Annotated in this window: 22 protein-coding genes, 4 tRNA genes and 1 pseudogene; 17 read left to right on the forward strand and 10 right to left on the reverse strand. The window is 70.8% G+C overall.

The genetic code is table 11. The features are described from left to right. Window positions 1-32 precede the first annotated feature (32 nt). Window positions 33-1,946 (forward strand): 1-deoxy-D-xylulose-5-phosphate synthase, encoded by a 1,914-nt coding sequence (gene dxs, locus LX12_RS01420; protein ID WP_253652714.1) that lies wholly within the window; start codon window positions 33-35, stop codon window positions 1,944-1,946. 13 nt (window positions 1,947-1,959) lie between these two features. Here the strand turns inward: dxs and LX12_RS01425 are convergent, their stop codons facing one another. Continuing rightward, on the reverse strand, window positions 1,960-3,249 hold the full coding sequence (locus LX12_RS01425; RefSeq protein ID WP_253652715.1) for an HRDC domain-containing protein: 1,290 nt from the start codon (window positions 3,247-3,249) through the stop codon (window positions 1,960-1,962). A gap of 5 nt (window positions 3,250-3,254) precedes the next feature. Next, the gene (locus LX12_RS01430; RefSeq protein WP_253652716.1) at window positions 3,255-3,866 is read right to left on the reverse strand and encodes a DUF3000 domain-containing protein; all 612 of its coding nucleotides are present in this window, start codon (window positions 3,864-3,866) and stop codon (window positions 3,255-3,257) included. 120 nt (window positions 3,867-3,986) lie between these two features. Here LX12_RS01430 and hemE point away from each other — a divergent pair, with 120 nt between their 5' ends. Genes hemE through hemQ form a run of 3 tightly spaced genes read left to right on the forward strand, consistent with a single transcriptional unit; the run spans window position 3,987 to window position 7,116 of the window. Further along, window positions 3,987-5,012: a uroporphyrinogen decarboxylase gene (hemE, locus tag LX12_RS01435; RefSeq protein WP_253653143.1), complete on the forward strand. Its 1,026-nt coding sequence runs from the start codon at window positions 3,987-3,989 to the stop codon at window positions 5,010-5,012. After that, the gene (gene hemG / locus LX12_RS01440; RefSeq protein WP_253652717.1) at window positions 5,009-6,424 is read left to right on the forward strand and encodes a protoporphyrinogen oxidase; all 1,416 of its coding nucleotides are present in this window, start codon (window positions 5,009-5,011) and stop codon (window positions 6,422-6,424) included. The genes hemE and hemG overlap by 4 nt, the downstream gene beginning before the upstream one ends. After that, window positions 6,421-7,116 (forward strand): hydrogen peroxide-dependent heme synthase, encoded by a 696-nt coding sequence (hemQ, locus tag LX12_RS01445; protein WP_253652718.1) that lies wholly within the window; start codon window positions 6,421-6,423, stop codon window positions 7,114-7,116. Before hemG ends, hemQ begins: the two co-directional genes overlap by 4 nt. A gap of 9 nt (window positions 7,117-7,125) precedes the next feature. On the opposite strand, the gene msrB is transcribed toward hemQ, so the two are convergent. The 4 genes from msrB to LX12_RS01465 all read right to left on the reverse strand — a co-directional run bounded on the left by msrB (window position 7,126) and on the right by LX12_RS01465 (window position 11,196). Further along, window positions 7,126-7,551: a peptide-methionine (R)-S-oxide reductase MsrB gene (msrB, locus tag LX12_RS01450; protein ID WP_253652719.1), complete on the reverse strand. Its 426-nt coding sequence runs from the start codon at window positions 7,549-7,551 to the stop codon at window positions 7,126-7,128. Next, a complete protein-coding gene (locus LX12_RS01455) occupies window positions 7,548-8,735 on the reverse strand; it encodes a glycosyltransferase family 87 protein (protein WP_253653144.1) in 1,188 nt (395 codons plus the stop codon). Before LX12_RS01455 ends, msrB begins: the two co-directional genes overlap by 4 nt. A gap of 95 nt (window positions 8,736-8,830) precedes the next feature. Continuing rightward, a complete protein-coding gene (locus LX12_RS01460; protein WP_253652720.1) occupies window positions 8,831-10,414 on the reverse strand; it encodes an alpha/beta hydrolase in 1,584 nt (527 codons plus the stop codon). A gap of 47 nt (window positions 10,415-10,461) precedes the next feature. Next, a complete protein-coding gene (locus tag LX12_RS01465; protein WP_253652721.1) occupies window positions 10,462-11,196 on the reverse strand; it encodes a pyrimidine reductase family protein in 735 nt (244 codons plus the stop codon). A gap of 35 nt (window positions 11,197-11,231) precedes the next feature. Here LX12_RS01465 and zapE point away from each other — a divergent pair, with 35 nt between their 5' ends. Further along, window positions 11,232-12,245: a cell division protein ZapE gene (gene zapE / locus LX12_RS01470; RefSeq protein ID WP_253652722.1), complete on the forward strand. Its 1,014-nt coding sequence runs from the start codon at window positions 11,232-11,234 to the stop codon at window positions 12,243-12,245. Between the two features lie 11 nt (window positions 12,246-12,256). On the opposite strand, the gene LX12_RS01475 is transcribed toward zapE, so the two are convergent. Then, the gene (locus tag LX12_RS01475) at window positions 12,257-12,814 is read right to left on the reverse strand and encodes a GNAT family N-acetyltransferase (RefSeq protein WP_253652723.1); all 558 of its coding nucleotides are present in this window, start codon (window positions 12,812-12,814) and stop codon (window positions 12,257-12,259) included. A gap of 339 nt (window positions 12,815-13,153) precedes the next feature. Between LX12_RS01475 and LX12_RS01480 the strand changes: the two genes are divergently transcribed. The 3 genes from LX12_RS01480 (at window position 13,154) to LX12_RS21845 (ending at window position 13,892) form a co-directional block, all read left to right on the forward strand. Then, window positions 13,154-13,384 (forward strand): hypothetical protein, encoded by a 231-nt coding sequence (locus LX12_RS01480; RefSeq protein WP_253652724.1) that lies wholly within the window; start codon window positions 13,154-13,156, stop codon window positions 13,382-13,384. A 123-nt stretch (window positions 13,385-13,507) separates the two neighbouring features. After that, the gene (locus LX12_RS21840; protein WP_301284029.1) at window positions 13,508-13,642 is read left to right on the forward strand and encodes a hypothetical protein; all 135 of its coding nucleotides are present in this window, start codon (window positions 13,508-13,510) and stop codon (window positions 13,640-13,642) included. A 124-nt stretch (window positions 13,643-13,766) separates the two neighbouring features. Beyond that, window positions 13,767-13,892, forward strand: a complete 126-nt coding sequence (locus tag LX12_RS21845; protein WP_301284030.1) for a hypothetical protein — start codon at window positions 13,767-13,769, stop codon at window positions 13,890-13,892. A 55-nt stretch (window positions 13,893-13,947) separates the two neighbouring features. On the opposite strand, the gene LX12_RS01485 is transcribed toward LX12_RS21845, so the two are convergent. From LX12_RS01485 to LX12_RS01495, 3 genes are all read right to left on the reverse strand, one after another. Continuing rightward, a tRNA-Val gene (locus LX12_RS01485) sits at window positions 13,948-14,022 on the reverse strand. Between the two features lie 19 nt (window positions 14,023-14,041). Further along, window positions 14,042-14,115, reverse strand: a tRNA-Cys gene (locus tag LX12_RS01490). A gap of 21 nt (window positions 14,116-14,136) precedes the next feature. Further along, window positions 14,137-14,209, reverse strand: a tRNA-Gly gene (locus LX12_RS01495). Window positions 14,210-14,404: 195 nt separating this feature from the next. Here LX12_RS01495 and LX12_RS01500 point away from each other — a divergent pair. The 9 genes and pseudogenes from LX12_RS01500 to pdxS all read left to right on the forward strand — a co-directional run bounded on the left by LX12_RS01500 (window position 14,405) and on the right by pdxS (window position 22,087). Beyond that, window positions 14,405-14,476 (forward strand) — tRNA-Val (locus tag LX12_RS01500). Window positions 14,477-14,575: 99 nt separating this feature from the next. Then, entirely contained in the window at window positions 14,576-15,043 is a 468-nt protein-coding gene (locus tag LX12_RS01505; RefSeq protein ID WP_253652725.1) for a TIGR02611 family protein, read from the forward strand. 111 nt (window positions 15,044-15,154) lie between these two features. Beyond that, on the forward strand, window positions 15,155-17,209 hold the full coding sequence (gene thrS, locus LX12_RS01510) for a threonine--tRNA ligase (protein WP_253652726.1): 2,055 nt from the start codon (window positions 15,155-15,157) through the stop codon (window positions 17,207-17,209). Continuing rightward, window positions 17,206-17,763, forward strand: a complete 558-nt coding sequence (locus LX12_RS01515; protein WP_253652727.1) for an ATP adenylyltransferase — start codon at window positions 17,206-17,208, stop codon at window positions 17,761-17,763. The genes thrS and LX12_RS01515 overlap by 4 nt, the downstream gene beginning before the upstream one ends. Window position 17,764: 1 nt before the next feature. Beyond that, on the forward strand, window positions 17,765-18,439 hold the full coding sequence (gene pgsA / locus LX12_RS01520; RefSeq protein WP_253652728.1) for a phosphatidylinositol phosphate synthase: 675 nt from the start codon (window positions 17,765-17,767) through the stop codon (window positions 18,437-18,439). Then, complete coding sequence (locus LX12_RS01525) at window positions 18,436-19,359, forward strand: phosphatidylinositol mannoside acyltransferase (RefSeq protein ID WP_253652729.1); 924 nt, start codon at window positions 18,436-18,438, stop codon at window positions 19,357-19,359. Before pgsA ends, LX12_RS01525 begins: the two co-directional genes overlap by 4 nt. After that, a complete protein-coding gene (locus LX12_RS01530; protein ID WP_253652730.1) occupies window positions 19,356-20,480 on the forward strand; it encodes a glycosyltransferase family 4 protein in 1,125 nt (374 codons plus the stop codon). Before LX12_RS01525 ends, LX12_RS01530 begins: the two co-directional genes overlap by 4 nt. 30 nt (window positions 20,481-20,510) lie before the next feature. Continuing rightward, window positions 20,511-20,999, forward strand: a pseudogene (locus tag LX12_RS01535) (exopolyphosphatase); the annotation flags it as partial. Between the two features lie 155 nt (window positions 21,000-21,154). Further along, on the forward strand, window positions 21,155-22,087 hold the full coding sequence (gene pdxS / locus LX12_RS01540) for a pyridoxal 5'-phosphate synthase lyase subunit PdxS (RefSeq protein WP_253652731.1): 933 nt from the start codon (window positions 21,155-21,157) through the stop codon (window positions 22,085-22,087). Window positions 22,088-22,097: the final 10 nt, after the last annotated feature.

A 22,097-nucleotide genomic window follows, 5' to 3' on the forward strand; every position in this document is an offset into this window, starting at 1 on the left:
ACGCCCAGGCGCGGAAGGGAGCGTCGAGGACGATGGGCGTGCTGGAACGTGTGGGGTCACCGCGGGACCTCCGGGACCTCACCGACGACGAGCTCGACGACCTCGCCTCGGAGATCCGCGCCTTCCTCATCGACAAGGTGTCGGCCGTCGGCGGACACCTCGGCCCGAACCTGGGTGTCGTCGAGCTGACGCTCGCGGTGCACCGCGTGTTCGACTCCCCACACGACGCGGTCATCTTCGACACCGGCCACCAGTCGTACGTGCACAAGATCGTCACCGGCCGCCGCGACGCCTTCGACACGCTTCGCCAGAAGGGTGGTCTCACCGGCTACCAGGAACGCGCGGAGAGCGAGCACGACTGGGTCGAGTCGTCCCATGCCTCGGCTGCGCTGTCGTACGCCGACGGGCTGAGCAAGGCCTTCGAACTCGACGACCTCGACCGGCACGTCGTGGCGATCGTCGGTGACGGCGCACTCACCGGCGGCATGTGCTGGGAGGCGCTCAACAACATCACCGCCGGCGACCGTCCCGTCGTCGTGGTCGTCAACGACAACGGCCGCTCCTACGCGCCGACCATCGGCGGGTTCGCCAAGAACCTCGCCGCGCTCCGGCTGCAGCCCGGCTACGAGAAGGTCCTCGGTGAGGCGCGCAAGGTGCTCACCGGTGTGCCGATGGTCGGTTCGCTGGCGTACGCGATCCTGCACAGCATGAAGAGCGGCGTGAAGGACTTCCTCGCGCCCCAGGCGATGTTCACCGACCTCGGCATCAAGTACGTCGGCCCCGTCGACGGTCACGACCGTGGCGCGATGGAGAGCGCGCTGGCGCACGCGAAGGCGTTCGGCGGACCCGTGATCGTGCACGCGGTCACCCGCAAGGGGATGGGCTACGCGCCGGCCGAGAACGACGAGGCCGACCAGATGCACGGCATCGGCATCATCGACCCGCGCACCGGTCGAGCGACGAGTGTGCCGCCGCAGGACTGGAGTTCGGTGTTCAGCTCCGCCCTCGTGGAGGCCGCGGCACGTCGGGAGGACGTGGTGGCGGTGGTCGCCGCGATGGCCGGGCCCACCGGTCTCGCGCCGTTCGCGGAGCGGTTCCCGGACCGCTTGTTCGACGTCGGCATCGCCGAGCAGCACGCCCTGACCTCCGCAGCGGGGCTCGCGCTCGGCGGCAAGCACCCCGTGGTCGCCATCTACTCGACCTTCCTCAACCGGGCGTTCGACCAGCTCCTGATGGACGTGGCGCTGCTGAAGCAGCCCGTGACCCTCGTGCTGGACCGTGCCGGTGTCACCGGCCCGGACGGTCCGAGCCACCACGGGATGTGGGACCTGTCCCTGATGGCGATCGTCCCGGGGATGCGGGTCGCCGCCCCCCGCGATGCCCTGCGGTTGCGTGAGGAGCTCGGCGAGGCCCTCGACACCGACACCGGTCCGACGGCGCTGCGCTACTCCAAGGGCGCTGTGCCCGAGGACATCCGGGCCGTCGAGCGTCTCGACGACGGCGTGGACGTGTTGCACCGGTCGTCCGGGTCCGATCCCGCGGACGTCCTCATCGTCGGTGTGGGCGCGTTCTGTGCGCTCGCCGTCGACACCGCCGAGCGGCTGGCGAAGCAAGGCATCCGGGCGACCGTGGTGGATCCGCGGTGGGTGCTGCCCGTGCCCGACAGCGTCGTGATGCTGGCCCGGGAGCACCGGCTCGTGGTGACCCTCGAGGACTCCGGGGTGCACGGCGGTGTCGGGTCGGCCGTCGCCTCGCGGCTCCACGCCGAGAACGTCGACGTGACCATCCAGCAGCGGGGCATCCCACAGGAGTTCCTCGAGCACGCCTCGCGCGGGGAGTTGCTCGCCGAGATGGGCCTGACCGCACAGGATCTCGCCCGTGGGATCACGGCCACGGTCGCCACCATGCAGTCGACGCCCCTGACCGACGACATCACCGCGCGCTGAGCGCGCGGCGGTCTCAGTCCGCCGTCTCGGTCCCCGCCGTCCGCAGTGCCTCGGCGACGACCGGCCCGCAGGTCTGTGCCTGCCACGGCCGTGCGCCGAGTGAGCGCAGCCGCTCGGCGACCGCCTCGTCGGTTGCGGGTTCCACACCGTCCCAACAGATCTGACGCAGGATGTCCGGCTGGAGGAGGTTCTCCACCGGCGTCGAGACCTGCTCCGACAGTGCGGCCATCGCCGGCCGGGCGGCGCCGATCCGCGCGGCGGCGGCCGGGTTGCGGTTCGACCACCGGTTGACCGCGGGCAGGCCCACGCTGCGGGCGGTGCGGGGTGGGAGCTCGGAGTCGGGCAGACGCCGCGCGCGGTCCAGTGCGTCGAACCACCGCCGTGCGGAACGACGTTGGCGGTGACCGCCGAAGACCGGGAGCGACGTGAGCTCCTCGACCGAGGTCGGCGCGGCGGTCGCCGCGGCGACGATCGCGGAGTCGGGCAGGACGCGACCGGGGGCGATGTCGCGCTGCTCGGCGACCTGTTCGCGGGCGGTCCACAGTTCGCGGACCGCGGCGAGCACGCGCGGGGACTTGACCGTGTGCAGCCCCGAGGTCCGTCGCCATCGGTCCGGTCGGGGTGCGGGCTCGGGCTTGGTGCGGACGTGGTCGAACTCCTGTGCCGCCCAGTCGGCCTTGCCGGCCTCGTCGAGCGCGGTGGCGACGGCGTCCCGCAGCTCGACGAGGACCTCGACGTCGAGCGCGGCGTAGTTCAGCCAGTCGTCGGGGAGGGGTCGCCGCGACCAGTCGGCGGCGCCGTGTCCCTTGGCCAGACCCATGCCGAGGAAGTGCGCCACCATCGCCGCCAGGTTCACGCGGGGCAGTCCGAGCAGCCGACCGCCCAGCTCGGTGTCGAACAGGTCGGCGCAGACGAAGTCGAGGTCACGCAGGCACGGTAGGTCCTGGTCGGCCGCGTGCAGCACCCACTGCGGCCCGTCGAGGGCCGCGATCAGCGGTGCGAGTGCGTCGGGGTGGTCGATCGGGTCGATGAGGAAAGACCCGGCGCCGCGGCGGCGGATCTGGATCAGGTACGCGCGGTTGGAATAGCGGAACCCCGACGCACGCTCGGTGTCGAGGGCGATCGGTCCCTCGCCCTCGGCGATGCGTCGCGCCGCGTCGGCGAACTCCTCGGGCAGCGACAGCACCGGCGGCACACCCTCGGCCGGGTGCTCCAGCGCCACGACGGTCGGCTCGTCGACCGCGGTGGGATCGTCGGCGGCGGTGTCGGTCCCCGAGGGATCACCGCCGGTGGGAGTGGTCATCCGCGTCAGGTGACGCGGTCGCCGACACCGAGTGTCGTCACACCGCTCGGCGGCAGACCCGCGGCCAGGGACAGGACGTCGCAGAACGCCTCGACGTGGGCGGCCAGATCCACCGACAACGCCGTCCACGACGCACGCAGCTCCAGCTGGTGGGCGCGCGGCGGTCCGGCGATGTCGCCGTAGCGGACCGACGTCGTCGAGGTCACCGTGCCGCCGAGCGCGGTGACGCTGTCCTCCGACAGCGGCCCACCGGACAGGGCGTCGACGAGCCAGCTCCACGCGACCTCCGGGAGCAGGGGATCGGTGGCCAGGGCGGCCTCCACCTCGGCCTGGATGAACGCGACGAGGCGCATCGTGCCGTTCCAGGCGTCCTGACCCTCGGGGTCGTAGAGGAGGATCAGTCGACCGAAGGCGCTGCCCTCGGAATCGGTGGGGATCTGCGCGGAGTCGGGGTCGATGGTGCGGACCTCCGCCCCGATCGCGTGGCTGAAGGGCGCGAGTCGCTGGGGCGGACGAATGCTGCCGACCTCGATGTCGGGGCGGATACGCGCAGCGTGCATCGAGTCGACGGCGCTACGGAAGTCGTCGGGCTCCGTGCGAGCCCCGGATGAGGTCACGTGAGGCACGGTAGGCCGAGCGACCCCCTGTGCGCAGGAGGCGCGCCGGGCGGGGACCTGCGGGCGCCGTGGGACCATGGGTGCGTGAAGACGCAGCAGACGCCGGGCAGTGTGCGCCGTATGCCCCTGATCGCGGCCGCGACCGGCGCCACCCCGTCCCGTCGTCCCATCTGGTTCATGCGTCAGGCCGGGCGGTCGCTGCCGGAGTACCGCGCCATCCGAGCCGACCGGGGGATGCTCGAGTCGTGCTTCGACGCCGACCTGCTCGCCGAGATCACCCTGCAGCCCGTTCGCCGTCACGGCGTCGACGCCGCCATCCTCTTCTCCGACATCGTCGTCCCGCTGCGTGCAGCGGGCATCGACCTCGACATCGTCGCCGGCACCGGTCCGGTGATCGCGTCGCCGGTTCGCGACCGGGGCGCGGTCGAGGCGATCCCGCGTCTGATCCCCGGCGAGGTCGGTTCGATCGCGACGGGCATCGGCACCATCCTCGGCGAGCTGCCCGAGGACACCGCACTCATCGGCTTCGCGGGTGCCCCGTTCACCCTCGCGTCCTACCTGGTGGAGGGCGGCCCGAGCCGCACCTACGAGCGCACGAAGGCGCTCATGCACGGGGATCCGCAGATCTGGGAGCGACTGCTCGCCGCCCTGGCCGACATCACCATCACCTTCCTGCGCGTCCAGCTCGACGCCGGTGTGCACGCGGTGCAGCTGTTCGACTCGTGGGCGGGTGCGCTGTCGCTGGCCGACTATCGCCGGTTCGTCGCGCCGCAGACCCGTCGTGTCCTCGCGGAGGTCGCCGAGTACGGGCGTCCCCGCATCCACTTCGGCGTCGGCACGGGGGAGTTGCTGCACGAGATGGGTGCCGTGGGCGCCGACGTCGTGGGCGTCGACTGGCGGATCCCGCTCGACGACGCCGCGCGGCGCGTCGGACCGGGGAAGGCGCTGCAGGGCAACATCGACCCGTCGATCCTGTCCGCGCCGTGGGAGGTCGTCGAGGCGGAGGTCCGCCGCGTGCTGGCCGAGGGCGAGGCCGCGGTCGCGGCGGGTGCCACCGGACACATCGTCAACCTCGGACACGGCGTGCTGCCGTCCACCGACCCCGACGTGCTGACCCGGATCGTCGAGCTCGTCCACACGGCATGAGCGACGGTCCCCGCGTCGCCGTCGTCGGTGCGGGCATCTCGGGACTGGCGGCCGCGCTCGCGCTGCGTGACGCGCTCGGGTCGACGGCCCGCATCGACGTCCTGGAGGGGTCGTCGCGGCCCGGAGGCCTGCTGACGTCGCGCTCCGTCGCGGGCGTCGACGTCGACGCGGGCGCGGAGTCGTTCATCGTCCGGCGTCCCGAGGCGGTGCGGCTGATCGAGCGGCTCGGGCTGTCGGGGCATGTCGTCACGCCGACGACCCGCCGCCCCGCCGTCCTCGCGCGCGGCGCCCTGCAGCCGCTGCCGCGTCCGACCGTGATGGGTATACCGGCCACGCCCGAGGCGGTGGCCGCGGTCGCCGACGCCGACGACCTCGCGACGATGGCATCCGAGCCGGACCGCCCGTGGTCGTGGACGCCGGGGGACGACGTCGCGATCGGCGAGCTCGTCGCCGACCGCTTCGGTCGCTCGGTCGTCGACCGCAGCGTCGACCCGATGCTGTCGGGGGTGTACTCCGCCCGCGCCGACGACATCGGACTGCGCGCGGCGTTGCCACAGATCGCCGCCCGCCTCGATGCCGGGGCGCCCAGCCTCACCGCGGCGGTGTCCGCCGTTCTGCCCCCACCGTCGGACGCGCCGGTCTTCGGCGCACTCGACGGCGGGTACCGCACGCTGATCGACGCTCTCGTCGACGCCGCCGGAGTCGAACCGCGCTACGACACGCCGGTCACCGCGATGACCCGGGACGGGAACGGGTGGGCGGTGTCGGTCGAGGGGGAGCCCGACCTCACCTGCGACGCCGTCGTGCTGGCGGTCCCGGCGCCCGCCGCGGCCGCTCTGCTCGATCCCGATGCGACGCAGTCTGTGTCGGCCCTGTCCCGGGTGCAGGTCGCCGGGTCTGCGCTGGTCGTGCTGGCGCTCGACGAGGCGACGACGCTGCCGGACCACTCGGGTGTCCTCGTGGCGACGGGGGAGGCGACGACCGCGAAGGCGATCACCCTGTCGTCGCAGAAGTGGCCGCATCTCGGCATTGGGCCGCGGTTGGTCCGGGTGTCGTTCGGACGCCTCGGCGACCCGGTCGATGCCGTCGCCGACGACGAGCTGATCGGCGCGGCCGTCACCGACCTCGGGCTCGTGTGCACCCTCGCCGGCGGGAGTGCGCCGCGACCGGACGAGGTGCTCGACGCCGTCGTGCAGCGGTGGCCGGTCGGGTTGCCGCGCTACGGGCCCGGGCATCTCGCCCTCGTCGCGGAGGCCGACGCCGCACTGCCGGACGGTGTCGCCACCTGCGGTGCCACCTACGCGGGCGTCGGCGTCCCCGCCTGCATCGCCCGCGCACAGGTCGCGGCGGCGCGCATCGTCACGCATCTCACGGCCGACGCCCCCGGCGCCGGTGGCACGATGGGCACATGAGCCGTCTCGACTACGCCGCGCTGAACTCCACCGTCCGCTACCTGATGTTCTCGGTGTTCGCGGTCCGTCCCGGTGAGCTCCCCGACGATCGCGCCGACGTCATCGCCGAGACGCGCGAGTTCGTCGACAAGCTCGAGACCAGCGGCGTCGTGGTCCGCGGTCTCTACGACGTCGCGGGGATGCGCGCCGACGCCGATTTCATGATCTGGTGGCACGCCGAACACATCGAGGACCTGCAGCGCGCCTACGCCGACTTCCGACGGTCGACGACCCTGGGGCGCGCGTGCACCGCGGTGTGGAGCAATGCGGCGCTCCACCGCCCGGCGGAGTTCAACAAGAGCCACGTTCCGGCGTTCCTCGCCGGGGAGGAGCCGGGTGCGTACATCTGCGTCTACCCGTTCGTCCGCAGCTACGAGTGGTACCTCCTGCCCGACGCCGAGCGGCGGAAGATGCTCGCCGACCACGGCAAGGCGGCCCGGGAGTACAAGGACGTCCGAGCGAACACCGTCGCGTCGTTCGCCCTGGGCGACTACGAGTGGATCCTCGCCTTCGAGGCCGCTGAACTGCACCGCATCGTCGACCTCATGCGCGACCTGCGTGCCACCGAGGCGCGGCTGCACGTCCGCGAGGAGATCCCGTTCTACACCGGCCCCCGCGTCGAGGTGGACCAGCTGGTCGCCGCGCTGCCCTGACGGTGGGGCTCAGGCCTCCTCCAGGCGCATCGAGATGGAATTGATGCAGTAGCGCAGGTCGGTCGGGGTGTCGTAGCCCTCGCCGGAGAACACGTGCCCGAGGTGGCTGCCGCAGTTCGCGCAGAGGACCTCGACGCGCAACATCCCCATCGACCGGTCCTCGCGCTCGATGATCGCGTCACCGGCGAGGGGGCTGAAGAACGACGGCCAGCCGCAGTGCGAGTCGAACTTCTGCTCGCTGCGGAAGAGCTCGGCGTCGCAGGCGCGGCAGCGGTAGACGCCCACGGTCTTGGTGTCGGTGTACTCACCGACGAAGGGCGCCTCGGTGCCTGCCTGCCGCAGCACCCGGTACTCCTCGGGGGTGAGCTGGGCGCGCCATTCCTCGTCGGATTTCTGGACGGGGGGAGTGATGCTGCTGGTGCGGTCGACGCTCATGCGTCCACGGTAGCGCGCGGGCTGTCGACCGCCGGGGTGTCGCGCTGGGCGCGGAGGTCCAACCAGCGGAACAGCAACACACAGAAGATGGCGATGAGCAGCAGTGACCATCCCCAGGTCACCTTGTTGTACTCGAGCATGCGGCCGAAGGCCGCGAACCGTTTCGAGATGAACGAGTCGAACGTCATGCACCCGACGACGCCCAGCCACGCGGGCCAGTTGCGCATCACCGACCCGGGCCGGACGACGGTCATCAACAGGGGGAACAGCATCATCGAGTAGTAGCCCTGGCCCAGCGAGGACACGAGGAACGAGGTGGCCAGGAGGACACCGCTCGAGGTGGCCGCCCACAGCAGCTCGTCGGTGCGGCGGTACTGCGTGTAGAGGAACCACAGGCAGAAGATCGCCATCAGCACGAACGCGATGCGGAGCACGTAGAGCAGCCACGACTGGACGCCGAAGTACGCGCCGTTGCCCGCGATCGAGCTGTTGTAGTAGTCCCGCGCCTCGCCGAGATACGGCACGGTGCGCTTGATGAAGTCGACCGGGTCGGCCGAGATCGGCCAGGCGAGGGCGGTGAGGACCAGCGGGATCCCGACGGCGCCGGCGAACACCCGCCACTGCCGGTTCAGCAGCGGCAGCAGGAGCAGCGGTGCGAGCACCGGCTTGACGGCCAGGGTGATGCCGATGGGGACCCCGGCCCACCAGTCGCGCCGCTTCAGCATCAGCATCAGGAACGCCACCTCGCCGAGCAGCACGAACGAGTTGAAGTTCGTGAAGATCAGTGTGTGCGCGACGGTCTCGGTGCAGAAGAAGAAGAACAGCACCACCGGGAAGGCGACCGAGCGGGCGTCGAAGCCGAACATCCGGATCAGCAGGTAGGCCGACGCGATGAGGGCGACCACGGACACAGCGATGAAGATCCAGCGGGCGCGTTCGGGATCGATGTAGGCCATCGGGGACATCAGCAGCGTGCCCGACGGCGGGTACAGGTAGTGCGGGTCGACGGTGTCGTAGTTCTCGCCGTACACCGCGCGCCCGTTGAGGAAGGCCAACGCCGCGTCGTAGACGGGGCGGAAGTCGTCGGTGCGATCGCCGTTGACGCCCATGATGATCGACCGCTGCAGGATGATCACGACGGTGATCGGCCACAGGATCAGCGCGACGATCCGCTGGGTGGACATCGAGGGGAACAGACGGGCATCGCTGCGCGCAGAGAGGTCAAGCGGCACCCGCGCACCGTACTACGACTCGCGCCGGCGTTCCCTGAGGCGGCGGGTCAGGACGGGCACGCGCCGGACGGCGGTACGTCGCCCGACCGTGCGTAGCGGTTCACGATGTCCGCGGCGCAGTCGGAGTGGGCGGTCACGCCGAAACCGGGCCCGTCGTAGGTGATGGTCGACGCGGTGCCACCGGCGGTGATGATCAGCGGGGTGAGGGCGCCCGCACCTGTGCCGCCGTTGATGGTGTCGAAGCCGCTGGTGAGCACCAGGAGGGGGACGTCAAAGCCGAGTGGGCGCGGCGCGGCGGGTCCGGCGGGCCACCCGGAGCACCGCAGCAGCGAGAGCGCCGTGTCGGACCCGGTGTAGGGGTACCGGCTCTGCCACGCCTGCTGCAGCGCGCTCACGTCGGAGCGACCGATCGAACTGCTCGCGTCGTTGCAGCGCGACAGGAGCTGGCCGTCGGTGCCGCGCAGTGCCCGTGCGCGGTCCACGGCGGCCGCGAATGCGGGTGACGCCGGCTCGGCCAGCAGCCCTGCGACGCGGGTGATCGTCGAAGCGCGGTCGGTGGTGGTCAGCGCGATCTCGGTGGACAGCGCTGCGAGCACGTCGCTGTCGGTGAGGTCGCCGAGACCCCCCTGCGCACCTCGCTGCACCAGCGAGCGGATCGCGGCACCCGGATCCGACCCGAGGGGGCAGCCCTGCGAGGCGCAGTCGGACGCGAACCCGGCGACGGCCGCGTCGGTGCCCGCGGCGACCTGTTGCGCGCGATCACGCACCGACGCCCCGTAGGCGGTGGGGGTGTCGAGGATCAGTCGCCCCACGCGATCGCGGTAGAGCCCGGCGTAGGCCAGCGCGACGTCGGCCCCCGAGCCCACGCCGAGGATGCCGATGCGGTCGACACCCCAGGTGCGGCGCAACTGCTCGAGGTCGCCCGCGGCGTTGGCGGAGGTGAACGCGAGTTGATAGGGGCTGATCGTCTCGGTGCAGGCGTCGGCGGCCTCACCGGCGGTGGTGGCGAGCAGGTCGCCCCGGGCCTGCGCGTCGCGGGTCGACGGGGTCAGGCCGTTGGCGAGGACCACCGACCGTTCCTGGCTGGTGAAGCAGTCCAGCGGACCGCTCGAGCCGGTCCCGCGTCGGTCGACGGCGACGAGCGGGTGGTCGGCGAGCAGCGCACGTCCCGGTCCGTCGGCCAGGAGCAGGCCGGCCACCGCCGACGGCATGTCGGTGCCGGAGGTGACGACGAGCGGCGCCCCGGACGCCGGGGTGGAGGTCAGTCGGAACCGGACGGCGGCCACGCTGACGGTGTCGCGTGTCGCGACGCCCGGGGTGACGGTCGCCTCGAATGTCGCGCAATCGACCCGGACGTCGCCGCCGGGCGCGGGCAGCCCGAACCGGGATGCCAGGTTCGTGGGACAGGTTCGCCACGCCAGATCGCTGCGCGGTGCCGACAGCGTCGGCGGTCGCGGGGGAGTGGACGTGGCGCCGGCCCCGGCGCCGCCGCCGTCCTGGACGATCAGCGGAGGGCCGGTGTCCGGACCGACGGCGCAGCCCGCCATGGTGATCGCAGCCAGCACCAGACAGAGCGCACCGAGGAGGCGACGGCGCGGTCGACGGGTCCGCGGCGTCGTGGTCGGGCGCATGTCGGCGACTGTAGTCACGTGGGCGTGGCGGCCCGCCTCGTCGCGGGTCAGCGGTCGTCGGTGGCCCGGGACCACCGTGTGAACAGGAACCCCTCGTCGTCGGCGAGGACGTGGTCGCGGGTCATCGTGCGGGGGTCGATCTCGTCGTCGCCGTGTGCGATACGCCCGGCGGACCCGGCGAGCATCGTGGGGCCGATGGTCAGGCACAGCTCGTCGACGAGGTCGGCGGCCGCGAGCCGGCCGAGCAGTCCGGGCCCGCCCTCGCTGAGCACACGCCACCGGCCGCGGGACGCGAGATGGGCGAGCGCGCGGGGCAACTCGACGTTGTCGCCCCCGCAGTCGACGAGGGTGGCCCCGGCGTCGACGAGGCGTCGCCGACGGTCCTCGGGCGCCGACGAGCAGGTGAGCACGGTGGTCTGCGGGGCGCGGACGGCCTCGGAGTCGGGGTCGAGGCTGAGCGAGCCGGACACGATCGCGAGCGTCGGCAGCGTCGGGTCGGATGGGTCGGCGTCGATCGGGCCGTAGCCCTCGCCGGTGACCGTGCCGGAGCCGACGAGGACGACGTCGGCGAGATCGCGCAGGACGCCGAAGATCCGCTTGTCCCCGTCGCCGCCGAGCCCGGCCGACGCGCCGTCGCGGTTCGCGGCACCGTCGAGGGAGGAGACCATGTTCACGCGCACGTGACACCGCGGATCGGGATGCTCGGGATCGGGGTACGCGTACAGCCGACGCAGCTCGGCGTCGTCGACTGTGACCTGGGTCGCCTTCTGGACGAGGTACATCCGTTCATTGTCCATGTCGTCGCTACTGTCAGCGGATGACCGCACGTCTTGTCGACCGCACGCCGCAGGTGTCGCCGGAGGACCTGGTGCACCAGATGGTGCCGCCGCCGATGTTCGACGACGTGAGTTTCGACTCCTACATCCCGGACCCGGACGAGCCGTCGCAGGCGGCGGCGGTCGAGGCAGGTCGCGAGTTCGTCGAGAAGGCGCAGAAGGCGCGGGCGGGCAAGAAGAGCCTTTTCGGCAAGCGCACACCGGGCCAGGGCGTCGGCCTCTACCTCGACGGCGGGTTCGGCGTCGGCAAGACCCACCTGCTCGCGTCGATCTTCCACCAGATGCCCGAGCCGAAGGCGTTCGCGACGTTCGTCGAGCTGACCCACGTCGTCGGTGCGCTGGGTTTCACCGCGTCGGTCGAACGGCTGTCGCAGCACAGCGTCATCTGCATCGACGAGTTCGAACTCGACGATCCCGGTGACACGATGCTCGTCTCCCGACTGCTCACCGAGCTGACCGCAAAGGGTGTCTCGATCGCCGCGACGTCGAACACGCTCCCGGGACAGCTGGGCGAGGGGCGGTTCGCCGCCCAGGACTTCCTGCGCGAGATCCGCAAGCTCGCCGGCGTCTTCGACACCGTGCGCGTCGACGGCCCCGACTACCGCCACCGCGACCTGCCACCCGCGCCCGAGCCCCACTCCGACGCCGAGCTCGCCGAGCTTGCCGACCGCACCGAGGGCGCCACGCTCGACGAGTTCGACGCGCTGTGCAAGCACCTGGGGACCCTGCACCCGTCGAAGTACAAAGCGCTGGTCGAGGGCGTCACGCTGGCCTGCGTATCCGGTGTGCACGCCGCCCCGGATCAGACCGTCGCGCTGCGGCTCGTCGTCCTCGCCGACCGCCTCTACGACGCGAACATCCCGCTGATGGTGTCGGGCGGCAAGCTCGACGAGCTGTTCACCGAGGAGATGCTCGCCGGCGGATACCGCAAGAAGTACCTGCGCGCGACGTCCCGCCTTCTCGCGCTGTCGCGGTTCGCCGAGTCGAAGAACTAGGCCGGGACCGACTAGTCGGGACGCGGGTCTGCGAGGTCGCGGACCATCACATAGTCGCGTTCCTCGATCCCGCCGAGCCAGAACGACTTCCGGCCGGCGATGCGGAAACCGGTCTTGGTGTAGAAGCGCTGGGCGCGGACGTTGACATTGCTCACACCGAGCCAGGCGGCGACGCTGCCGCGGTCGACGGCGCGGTCCAGCGACGCCGCGACGAGCGCCTGCGCGGTCCCCGTCCCGTGCGCGGCCGCCACGACGTAGACCTTCGAGATCTCGCTGACCGGTCGCATCGGGACCGCCTCGCGTACTTCGGGATCCGACGGGTCGGCGTGCACGACGAGGGTGTACCCGACGATGGCCCCGCCGGCGTCGCGGGCGATCAGCACATCACGGTCGGGTGCGGCGATGTGCTCGGCGAAGTGGGCGGGCGTGAGGTTCGCCGCGACGAACGCGTCGGTCGACTCGCTCGTCGTCCCGGGTGGACACGCGAGCGGGAACGTCACCGCCGCAACGGATGCCACGGCCGCGGAGTCGTCGACGTCGGTCACGGTCTCGATCTGCGGGGACGCCATGGGCACATCTCAGCACAGGAGACCGCGTCCGCGACGCGGCGGTCAAGACGCCCGTCCACACCCTCGCCGCCTGTGGACAGACCGATTGGCCGACGGCGGTGAGAACGTCATGGTTCCGTGCATGGACATCGACGACCCGATCCCGCCTCTCGAGACCGCCGAGGACCCGTTCACGTCTCCGGAGGAGCTCCGGCAGCGTTGGCGCGCCCTGATGGGACCGCTCGGCTTCTCGGAACCGCTCGTGTGGGTGGCGCCCGTGCATCCCGATCGCACGCTGCACAAGGCGCTGATCCAGGTGGAGCGGACTCTCGTGCCGAACCGTGTCTCGCCGACCTGCTCATGCTGCGGTTGTCGGAGCTGCTCGACGGTAGGGAGGACCACGTCTGTGGGTTCGCGCTGCTGCTGACACGACCTGGGCGCAACGGCGTCTCCCCGTGGGACCGCGGGTGGACCCGTCTGCTCGCGAATGCGGCCGGAGCCGTCGACGTGCCCCTCGAGCCGGTCTTCCGCGCGAATGCCCGGGACGGACGAGAGGTCCCCCTCGTCGTCGACGAGCGCCCCGCTGCATGAGCGACGCGGCGAACCAGTTGCGACGAGCCGAAACTTTGATGAATCGGATCAGATCTTCGCGATACGACACCTACGGTCGCGGTGCGGACGCCGTGGGGCATCCCGTTCGGGAAAGGATCGATCGTGGGCTCTCTGGAGAACATCAACGCACTGCTCACCCTGTGGAACAGTCTCGGCGGCGCCCCCAGCGCCGGCGTCGGCGGGTTGGGCCTCGCTCAGCTGCTCGGCGGCCTGTTCGGCGGCCTCCTGGGAGGCTGACCGCGTAGCTCGAACCACCCGCAACATCCGAAAAGTTTGTTAAATCGGACACAAACTTTGTCATTTGACATTTACCGTCACGGGACGGACGCACCGCCGCGTCCGATTCGGGAAAGGATCGACCATGGGTTCTTCAGACCTCGCCGCACTGCTCGGACTGCTGTCGTCGGGGAGCGCGGGTGGTGGCGACACCGAGCCGACCACCGGCCTCGGCGGTCTGCTGAGTGGCCTCCTCGGCCTGTTCGGCTGACCCTTCGACACGACGACGCCCCCGGAGCAGTGGCTCCGGGGGCGTCGTCGTGTTCTGGTGCGCGATACTGGGATTGAACCAGTGACCTCTTCCGTGTCAGGGAAGCGCTCTCCCACTGAGCTAATCGCGCGGGTATTGAGTTGACGATCTGGAGGCGGCGACGGGAATCGAACCCGTGTGCACGGCTTTGCAGGCCGTTGCCTCACCACTCGGCCACACCGCCACGGTGAAAATTCATCCTCCGAGCGGATGACGGGATTCGAACCCGCGACCCTCACCTTGGCAAGGTGATGCGCTACCAGCTGCGCTACATCCGCGTGCCCGCGCTGCCTTGTGGGCCTCGCGGTGCGAAAGGGAACACTATCCGAGGCCCGGACCGCTTACAAATCGCCTGGTGAGCGTCATTTCGCCGATCGGGTCCGGGTGGTGCGGGCGACAGGCCGGCGATGCGGGGGCACCGGAATCACCGTGATAGTGTTCTGCACCTGTCGGAGCGCATCGCCGCTCCACGCGGTCCCGTGGCTCAGTGGAAGAGCGTCCCGTTCACACCGGGGAGGTCGCTGGTTCGAACCCAGCCGGGACCACCCACCTCGCCCCAACACCCACCTTTCGGCTGTACCGCCGCCGGTGTCCGATTCCGTACTCTGTGAGGCGACCCTGTCGCCGACGCGAGGACGCCTGAGATGACCGAGCAGACCGACGCCGCGGTGTCCCGTCCCCGCGCGGCCGACGACGTCGACGAGCCCGGCAGCCTGCTTCCCGACAGCCTGCAGCGCCGGCGACAGAAGCTCGCGGAGAAGCCGGCGCTGGATCTCGCCTACCGGATCGGTGTCGGTGTCGTCGGCACCGCGGTGCTGATCGTCGGAGTCGTGCTGATCCCGTATCCCGGGCCGGGCTGGCTGATCGTGTTCGCGGGCCTCGGGATCCTCGCGACCGAGTTCAGCTGGGCGCACCGCCTTCTCCGGTTCGCCCGCGCCAAGTACGACGCCTTCGCCGAGTGGCTCAAGGTGCAGCACTGGTCGGTGCAGCTGCTGTTCGGGCTCTTCACGTTCGCCGTGGTCGTCGCGACCCTGTGGATCCTGGGCGCGCTGAAGCTGGCCGCGGGGTGGGTCGGCATCGAGTGGTCCTGGCTGGCCAGCCCACTGTTCTGACGCACCGCCGCCCGACGGCTCCGAGGCCGGCCCCGCGCGGCCGATACGATCTACCCGGCCGCCACCGGTGCCTGGTGACGGCTGCCCCGTCACCTGCGAGGAGTCACCACCGTGCCCGAGAACGTCCTGCCCGCATCCGTCCGCGTGTCGGCCGGGACCACTGCGGGCACCGCTCTGCGGGACGCGGGTGCGCCCAACAAGGGACCCGACGCCATCGTCGTCGTGCGTGACCCCGACGGCGCTCTGCACGACCTGTCGTGGGCGCCGGAAGCCGACGTCGACGTCGAACCGGTTCGCGCCGACTCCGAGGCCGGTCGCTCGGTCATCCGGCACTCGACCGCCCACGTGCTGGCCCAGGCCGTGCAGGAGCTGTTCCCCGACGCGAAGCTCGGCATCGGCCCGCCGATCACTGACGGCTTCTACTACGACTTCGACGTCGCCGAGCCCTTCACGCCCGAGGACCTCACGGCCCTCGAGAAGAAGATGAAGCAGATCATCAAGAGCGGCCAGCGGTTCTCGCGCCGGGTCTACGCGTCGCCGGAGGAGGCCAAGGCCGAACTCGCCGGCGAGCCGTACAAGCTCGAGCTCGTCGACGACAAGGGGTCGGCCGACGACCCCGAGGTGATGGAGGTCGGTGGGGGGGAGCTCACCGCCTACGACAACCTCAATCCGCGGACGGGTGAGCGCATCTGGGGCGACCTGTGTCGCGGCCCGCACGTGCCGACCACCAAGTACATCCCCGCCTTCAAGGTCACCCGTAGCTCGGCGGCGTACTGGCGTGGTGACCAGTCGAAGGCCGGCCTGCAGCGCATCTACGGCACCGCCTGGGAGTCGCAGGAGGCCCTCGACACCCACCTGGAGCGCCTGGCGGAGGCCGAGCGTCGCGACCATCGCCGCCTCGGCGCCGAGCTCGACCTGTTCAGCTTCCCCGACGAGATCGGTTCGGGGCTCCCGGTGTTCCATCCCCGGGGCGGGATCATCCGCAAGGAGCTCGAAGACTACTCGCGACTGCGCCACGCACAGGCCGGCTACGAGTTCGTCTACTCACCGCACGCCACGAAGGGCTCGCTGTTCGAGCTGTCCGGGCACCTCGACTGGTACGCGGAGGGCATGTATCCGCCCATGCAGCTCGACGAGGAGCGCAACGCCGACGGCACCATCCGGAAGCCCTCGGTGGACTACTACCTCAAGCCGATGAACTGCCCGATGCACAACCTGATCTACCGGTCGCGTGGGCGGTCGTACCGTGAGCTGCCGCTGCGGCTGTTCGAGTTCGGCACCGTCTACCGCTACGAGAAGTCGGGTGTCGTGCACGGTCTGACCCGTGCCCGCGGGTTCACCCAGGACGACGCCCACATCTACTGCACCCGCGAACAGATGGGCGACGAGGTGCGCTCGCTGCTGCAGTTCGTCCTCGACCTGCTGCGCGACTACGGCCTCGACGACTTCTACCTCGAGCTGTCCACGCGCAACCCGGAGAAGTCCATCGGTTCCGACGAGGCATGGGCCGAGGCGACCGAGGTGCTGCGCGACGCGGCGTCGAGCTTCGGTCTCGACCTCGTCGACGACCCCGGCGGCGCGGCGTTCTACGCGCCGAAGATCTCGGTGCAGGCCCGCGACGCGATCGGGCGCACCTGGCAGATGTCGACCATCCAGGTCGACCTGATGCTGCCCGACCGCTTCGAGCTGGAGTACACGGGCACCGACGGCGCCAAGCACCGTCCGGTGATGATCCACCGGGCGCTGTTCGGGTCGATCGAGCGCTTCTTCGGTGTCCTCACCGAGCACTACGCGGGGGCGTTCCCGGCGTGGTTGTCGCCGGTGCAGGTGGTCGGCATCCCGGTCGCCGAGGACTACGTACCGCACCTGCAGTCGGTGGTCGACGCCCTGCGCGAGCACGGGATCCGCGCCGAGGTCGACGCCTCGGAGGACCGGATGCAGAAGAAGATCCGCAACCACACCACGGGTAAGGTCCCGTTCATGATGCTCGCCGGCGACCGCGACCAGCAGGCCGGCGCCGTCAGCTTCCGGTTCCGCGACGGTACGCAGGTCAACGGCGTGCCGGTGGCCACCGCGGTCGACGCGATCGTCGACTGGGTGCGCACGCGCCGGAACGCGTCGCCGACGGAGGCGTTGTTCGAGAACCTGGTCCCGGGGTCGGCGTGAGTGACGACTCGATCCGCGACGAGGGGGCCGGTGAACCCGACCGGTTGACCCGACTGTGGAGTCCGCACCGGATGTCCTACATCACGGGGTCCATCAAGGCGCCCGCGGGCGGTTCCGCGGGCTCGAGCCATCCTTTCATCGACATCCCGCTCATGTCCGACGAGGACGGCCTCGTCGTCGCCCGCGGCGAGAGCGTCTACTGCGTGCTGAACCTGTACCCGTACAACCCGGGCCACTCGATGATCGTGCCGTACCGGCAGGTCGCCGACCTCGAGGACCTCACCCAGGCCGAGAGCACCGAGTTGATGGCCTTCACGCAGCGACTGATCCGCGCGATCAAGTCGGTGTCGCGGCCGCACGCCTTCAACGTCGGCCTCAATCTCGGTGCCGCGGCGGGTGGCTCGCTGGCCGAGCACCTGCACATGCACGTGGTGCCCCGGTGGGGTGGCGACGCCAACTTCATCACGGTCATCGGCGAGACCAAGGTGATGCCGCAGCTGCTCCGCGACACCCGCTCCCTGCTCGCGCAGGCGTGGATCGACGTCGAGGCCTGAGATGGCCCGTTTCCTGAGCATCCGTGGCCGCGCCGGCATGGGCCGCATCAACGAGCCCATCGCCCGGGCGCTGCTGCGGGTGGGTCTCACGCCCGACTCCATGACCATCATCGGGACGGTCGCATCGGTCGCGTCGGCGATCGCGCTGTTCCCGACCGGTCACCTGCTCATCGGGGCGCTGCTCATCTGGTTGTTCGTCATGTTCGACATGCTCGACGGCACCATGGCCCGCGCCCGCGGCGGCGGCACCCGCTACGGCGCCGTCCTCGACGCCACCTGTGATCGCATCGCCGACGGTGCGATCTTCGCCGCGCTCGGCTGGTGGTCGGTGGTGCACACCGATCACCCGGTCTTGTTCGTCGGTCTGATGATCTGCCTGGTCACCTCGCAGGTCATCTCCTACGCGAAGGCCCGCGCCGAGGCCAGCGGGCTGAACGGCAACGGTGGTCTCATCGAGCGCCCCGAACGCCTGATCATCATCCTGGTCGGCGCGGGCTTCACGGGGATGGGTCTGCCGTGGGCCGTCCACGTCGCGACGTGGGTGCTCGCCGTCGGCAGCGTCGTCACCGTCGGCCAGCGGATGCTGTCGATCTCACGATCCCCGGGTGCGCGCGACCTCCTCCCGCTGGGCACCCCGGCGCCCTCGCAGACCGGAGAGCAGGACCCGACCCGGTGAGTCTCGCCGAGCGCGCCGCCGACCTCGGCTACGGCGCGGGATGGTCCGTGGTCCGACGCCTGCCCGAGCCCTGGGTGCGCGCGGTCTTCGACGCCGCGGGCGGCCGAGCCGGGGCCAAGGGTGGCCCGGAACAGCTGCGGCGCAACCTCTCCCGTGTGCTCGGTGTCGACGCCGCAGAGGTCCCCGACGACCTCATGCGGGCCGCGACGCGGTCCTATACGCGGTACTGGCGCGAGGCGTTCCGCCTGCCCTCGATGGACTTCGCGCAGGCCGCGTCCCGCGTCCACGTCGCGCCGCAGGACCTCGCGAACTTCGAGGAGGCGTACGCCCGGGGCAAGGGCGTCGTGTTCGCGCTGCCACACAGCGGCAACTGGGACATGGCGGGCGTGTGGCTGGTGAACCGCATCGGCGGGTTCTCCACCGTCGCCGAGCGACTCAAGCCCGAGTCGCTGTTCGAACGGTTCGTCGCCTACCGCGAGAGCCTCGGATTCGAGATCTTCCCGCTGTCCGGCGGCGAGCAGCCGCCGTTCGGACAGCTCGCAGAGCGCCTCCGGGCAGGCAGGGTGGTGTGCCTGCTCGCCGAGCGCGATCTCGCCGAACACGGTGTGCCGGTGACGTTCTTCGGTGAGCCCACGCGCATGCCGGCCGGTCCCGCCAAGCTCGCCATCGAGACCGGGGCCGCGCTGCTCCCGGTCCACCACTGGTTCACCGACACCCACGGTTCGCAGATCTCGTGCGACCCGCCGGTCGACGTCTCGGGCGGGTTGCAGGCGGCGACACAGGCGATGGCCGACGTGTTCGCCCGCAACATCGCCGCGCACCCCCAGGACTGGCACATGCTGCAGCCGCTGTGGGAGGCCGACTGGTCCCGGGGTCGCCGCGAGCGACTCGGTGTGACGGGCGAGGATGGCGCGCCATGAGGATCGGCATGATCTGCCCGTACGCCTTCGACACCCCCGGCGGTGTCCAGGCGCACGTCGTCGAGCTCGCGCAGGTGTTCATCGAGCGCGGCCACACCGTCAGCGTCCTCGCGCCCGCCGGGGACGACGTCGCCCTGCCCGACTACGTCGTGTCCGTCGGTCCGGCGCTGGCCATCCCGTACAACGGCTCGGTCTCGCGGGTGAACTTCGGCCCCGAGGCCTACCGCCGTCTGCGGACGTGGTTGCGCGACGGGCAGTTCGACGTGTTGCACGTCCACGAGCCGAACGCGCCGAGCATCTCGATGTTGTCGCTCATGGTGGCGCAGGGCCCGATCGTCACCACGTTCCACACGTCGACGACGAAATCGTTGTGGCTGAGCATCTTCCAGGGCATCCTGCGGCCCTACCACGAGCGGATCGTCGGCAAGATCGCCGTGTCCGAGCTCGCCCGACGGTGGCAGATGGAGTCCCTCGGATCCGACGCGGTCGAGATCCCCAACGGCATCCACGTCGCGGCGTTCGCCGACGCCCAGCCACTCGACGGTCATGCCCGACGGGGCCGCACCATCCTGTTCCTCGGGCGCTACGACGAGCCCCGCAAGGGCATCGACGTCCTCATGCGCGCGCTGCCGTCGATCGTCTCGGCGATCCCGGACGTGCGCGTCCTGGTCGTCGGCACCGGGCACGAACGCGCGCTGCGTCGTCGCGCCGGCGCACTGTCCGACCACCTCGAGTTCCTGGGCCAGGTCGACGACGCGACCAAGGCCCGCGCCCTGGCGTCGGCCGACGTCTACGTCGCCCCCAACCTCGGTGGCGAGAGCTTCGGGATCGTGCTCGTCGAGGCGATGGCCTCGGGCGCGGCCGTGGTAGCCAGCGACCTCGACGCGTTCCGCCGTGTGCTCGACGACGGCCGAGCCGGCCGCCTGGTGCGGGCGGGGGAGCCGGCGGCGCTCTCGTCCGCCGTCGTCGACCTGCTCCGTGACGACGACGCCCGCGCGGCGCTCGTCGCCACCGCCCACGAGGTGGCCCTGCGCTACGACTGGTCGCGCATCGCCGACCGCATCCTGCAGGTCTACGAGACCGTGGTGGTCGGTGCGGACCCCGTGTTCGTCAGCGACTGAGCCCGTGACCCCGACCAGGAGAACCCGCCCATGACGGTGTCCGCACTGACCATCCTCGTGACCGCGATCGTGGTGGTCGTCGTCGGCGTCGGGGTGGGGTGGGTCTACAAGACGGCGAACCGTCTGGACCGACTGCACGTCCGGGTCGACCTCGCCTGGCAGGCTCTGGACGCCGCCCTGGCGCGGCGCGCGGTCGTGGCGCGCGCGATCGGAGCCGGGCTCGGTCCCGACGGTCGCGAGCTGATCGCCTCGGCCGACCGGGCCGAGCGTGCGGACCGCGAGGACCGGGAGGTCGCGGAGAACACGGTGTCGGCGCAGCTCTCCCAGGTCGACCACTCGACGCTCCGGGCGCAACTGGTGTCCGAACTCGCCGACGCCGAGACCCGCGTGATGATCTCGCGGCGCTTCTACAACGACGCGGTCCGCGACACCCTCGCGCTGCGGCGGCGCCGACCGGTCCGCTGGCTGCAGCTCGGCGGGACCGCCCCCGAGCCGCGCTACCTGGAGATCGTCGAGCGCGTCTCCTCCTGAACAGTTCGTTCGACATCTCACCTGTGAGCCCCCGCACTCCGCGTGGGTGAGGCCGGTGGGCGTACGCCTAAACTCTCGGTGGACACCAGCTGTACGCACTCGATGGTGCGCCGGATCGGCGCACGTCAGGAGACGAGAAGACGATGACCACCGTCAACGGACACGGGCCCGACGCGACCGAGGGCACCGCACCGACGGGAGCGGGCACCGCGCGCGTCAAGCGCGGCATGGCCGAGATGCTCAAGGGCGGCGTGATCATGGACGTCGTCACCCCCGAGCAGGCGAAGATCGCCGAGGACGCCGGTGCGGTCGCCGTCATGGCGCTCGAGCGAGTCCCCGCCGACATCCGTGCCGAGGGCGGCGTGTCGCGCATGAGCGACCCCGACATGATCGACGGCATCATCGCGGCCGTCTCGATCCCGGTGATGGCCAAGGCGCGCATCGGCCACTTCGTCGAGGCGCAGATCCTGCAGAGCCTCGGCGTCGACTACATCGACGAGTCCGAGGTGCTCACCCCGGCCGACTACACCCACCACATCGACAAGTTCGCCTTCACCGTCCCGTTCGTCTGCGGCGCGACCAACCTGGGCGAGGCGCTGCGGCGCATCACCGAGGGTGCGGCGATGATCCGGTCGAAGGGTGAGGCCGGCACCGGCGACGTCTCGAACGCGACGACCCACATGCGCACCATCGGCGGGGAAATCCGTCGTCTCACGTCGCTGCAGTCCGAGGAGCTCTACCGGGCGGCCAAGGACCTGCAGGCGCCGTACGAGCTCGTTGCCGAGGTCGCCCGCCTCGGGCGCCTGCCGGTCACGATGTTCACTGCCGGTGGCATCGCCACCCCGGCCGACGCCGCGATGATGATGCAGCTCGGCGCGGACGGCGTGTTCGTCGGCTCCGGCATCTTCAAGTCGGGCAACCCGGCCGAGCGTGCCGCGGCGATCGTGCAGGCCACCACCTTCCACGATGACCCCGACGTGCTGGCCAAGGTGTCGCGCGGCCTCGGCGAGGCGATGGTCGGCATCAACGTCGAGCAGCTGCCGCAGCCGCACCGGCTCGCCGAGCGCGGCTGGTAGGCACCGCACA

This window comes from Williamsia serinedens, from assembly GCF_024171725.1.
Taxonomy (GTDB): domain Bacteria; phylum Actinomycetota; class Actinomycetes; order Mycobacteriales; family Mycobacteriaceae; genus Williamsia_A; species Williamsia_A serinedens.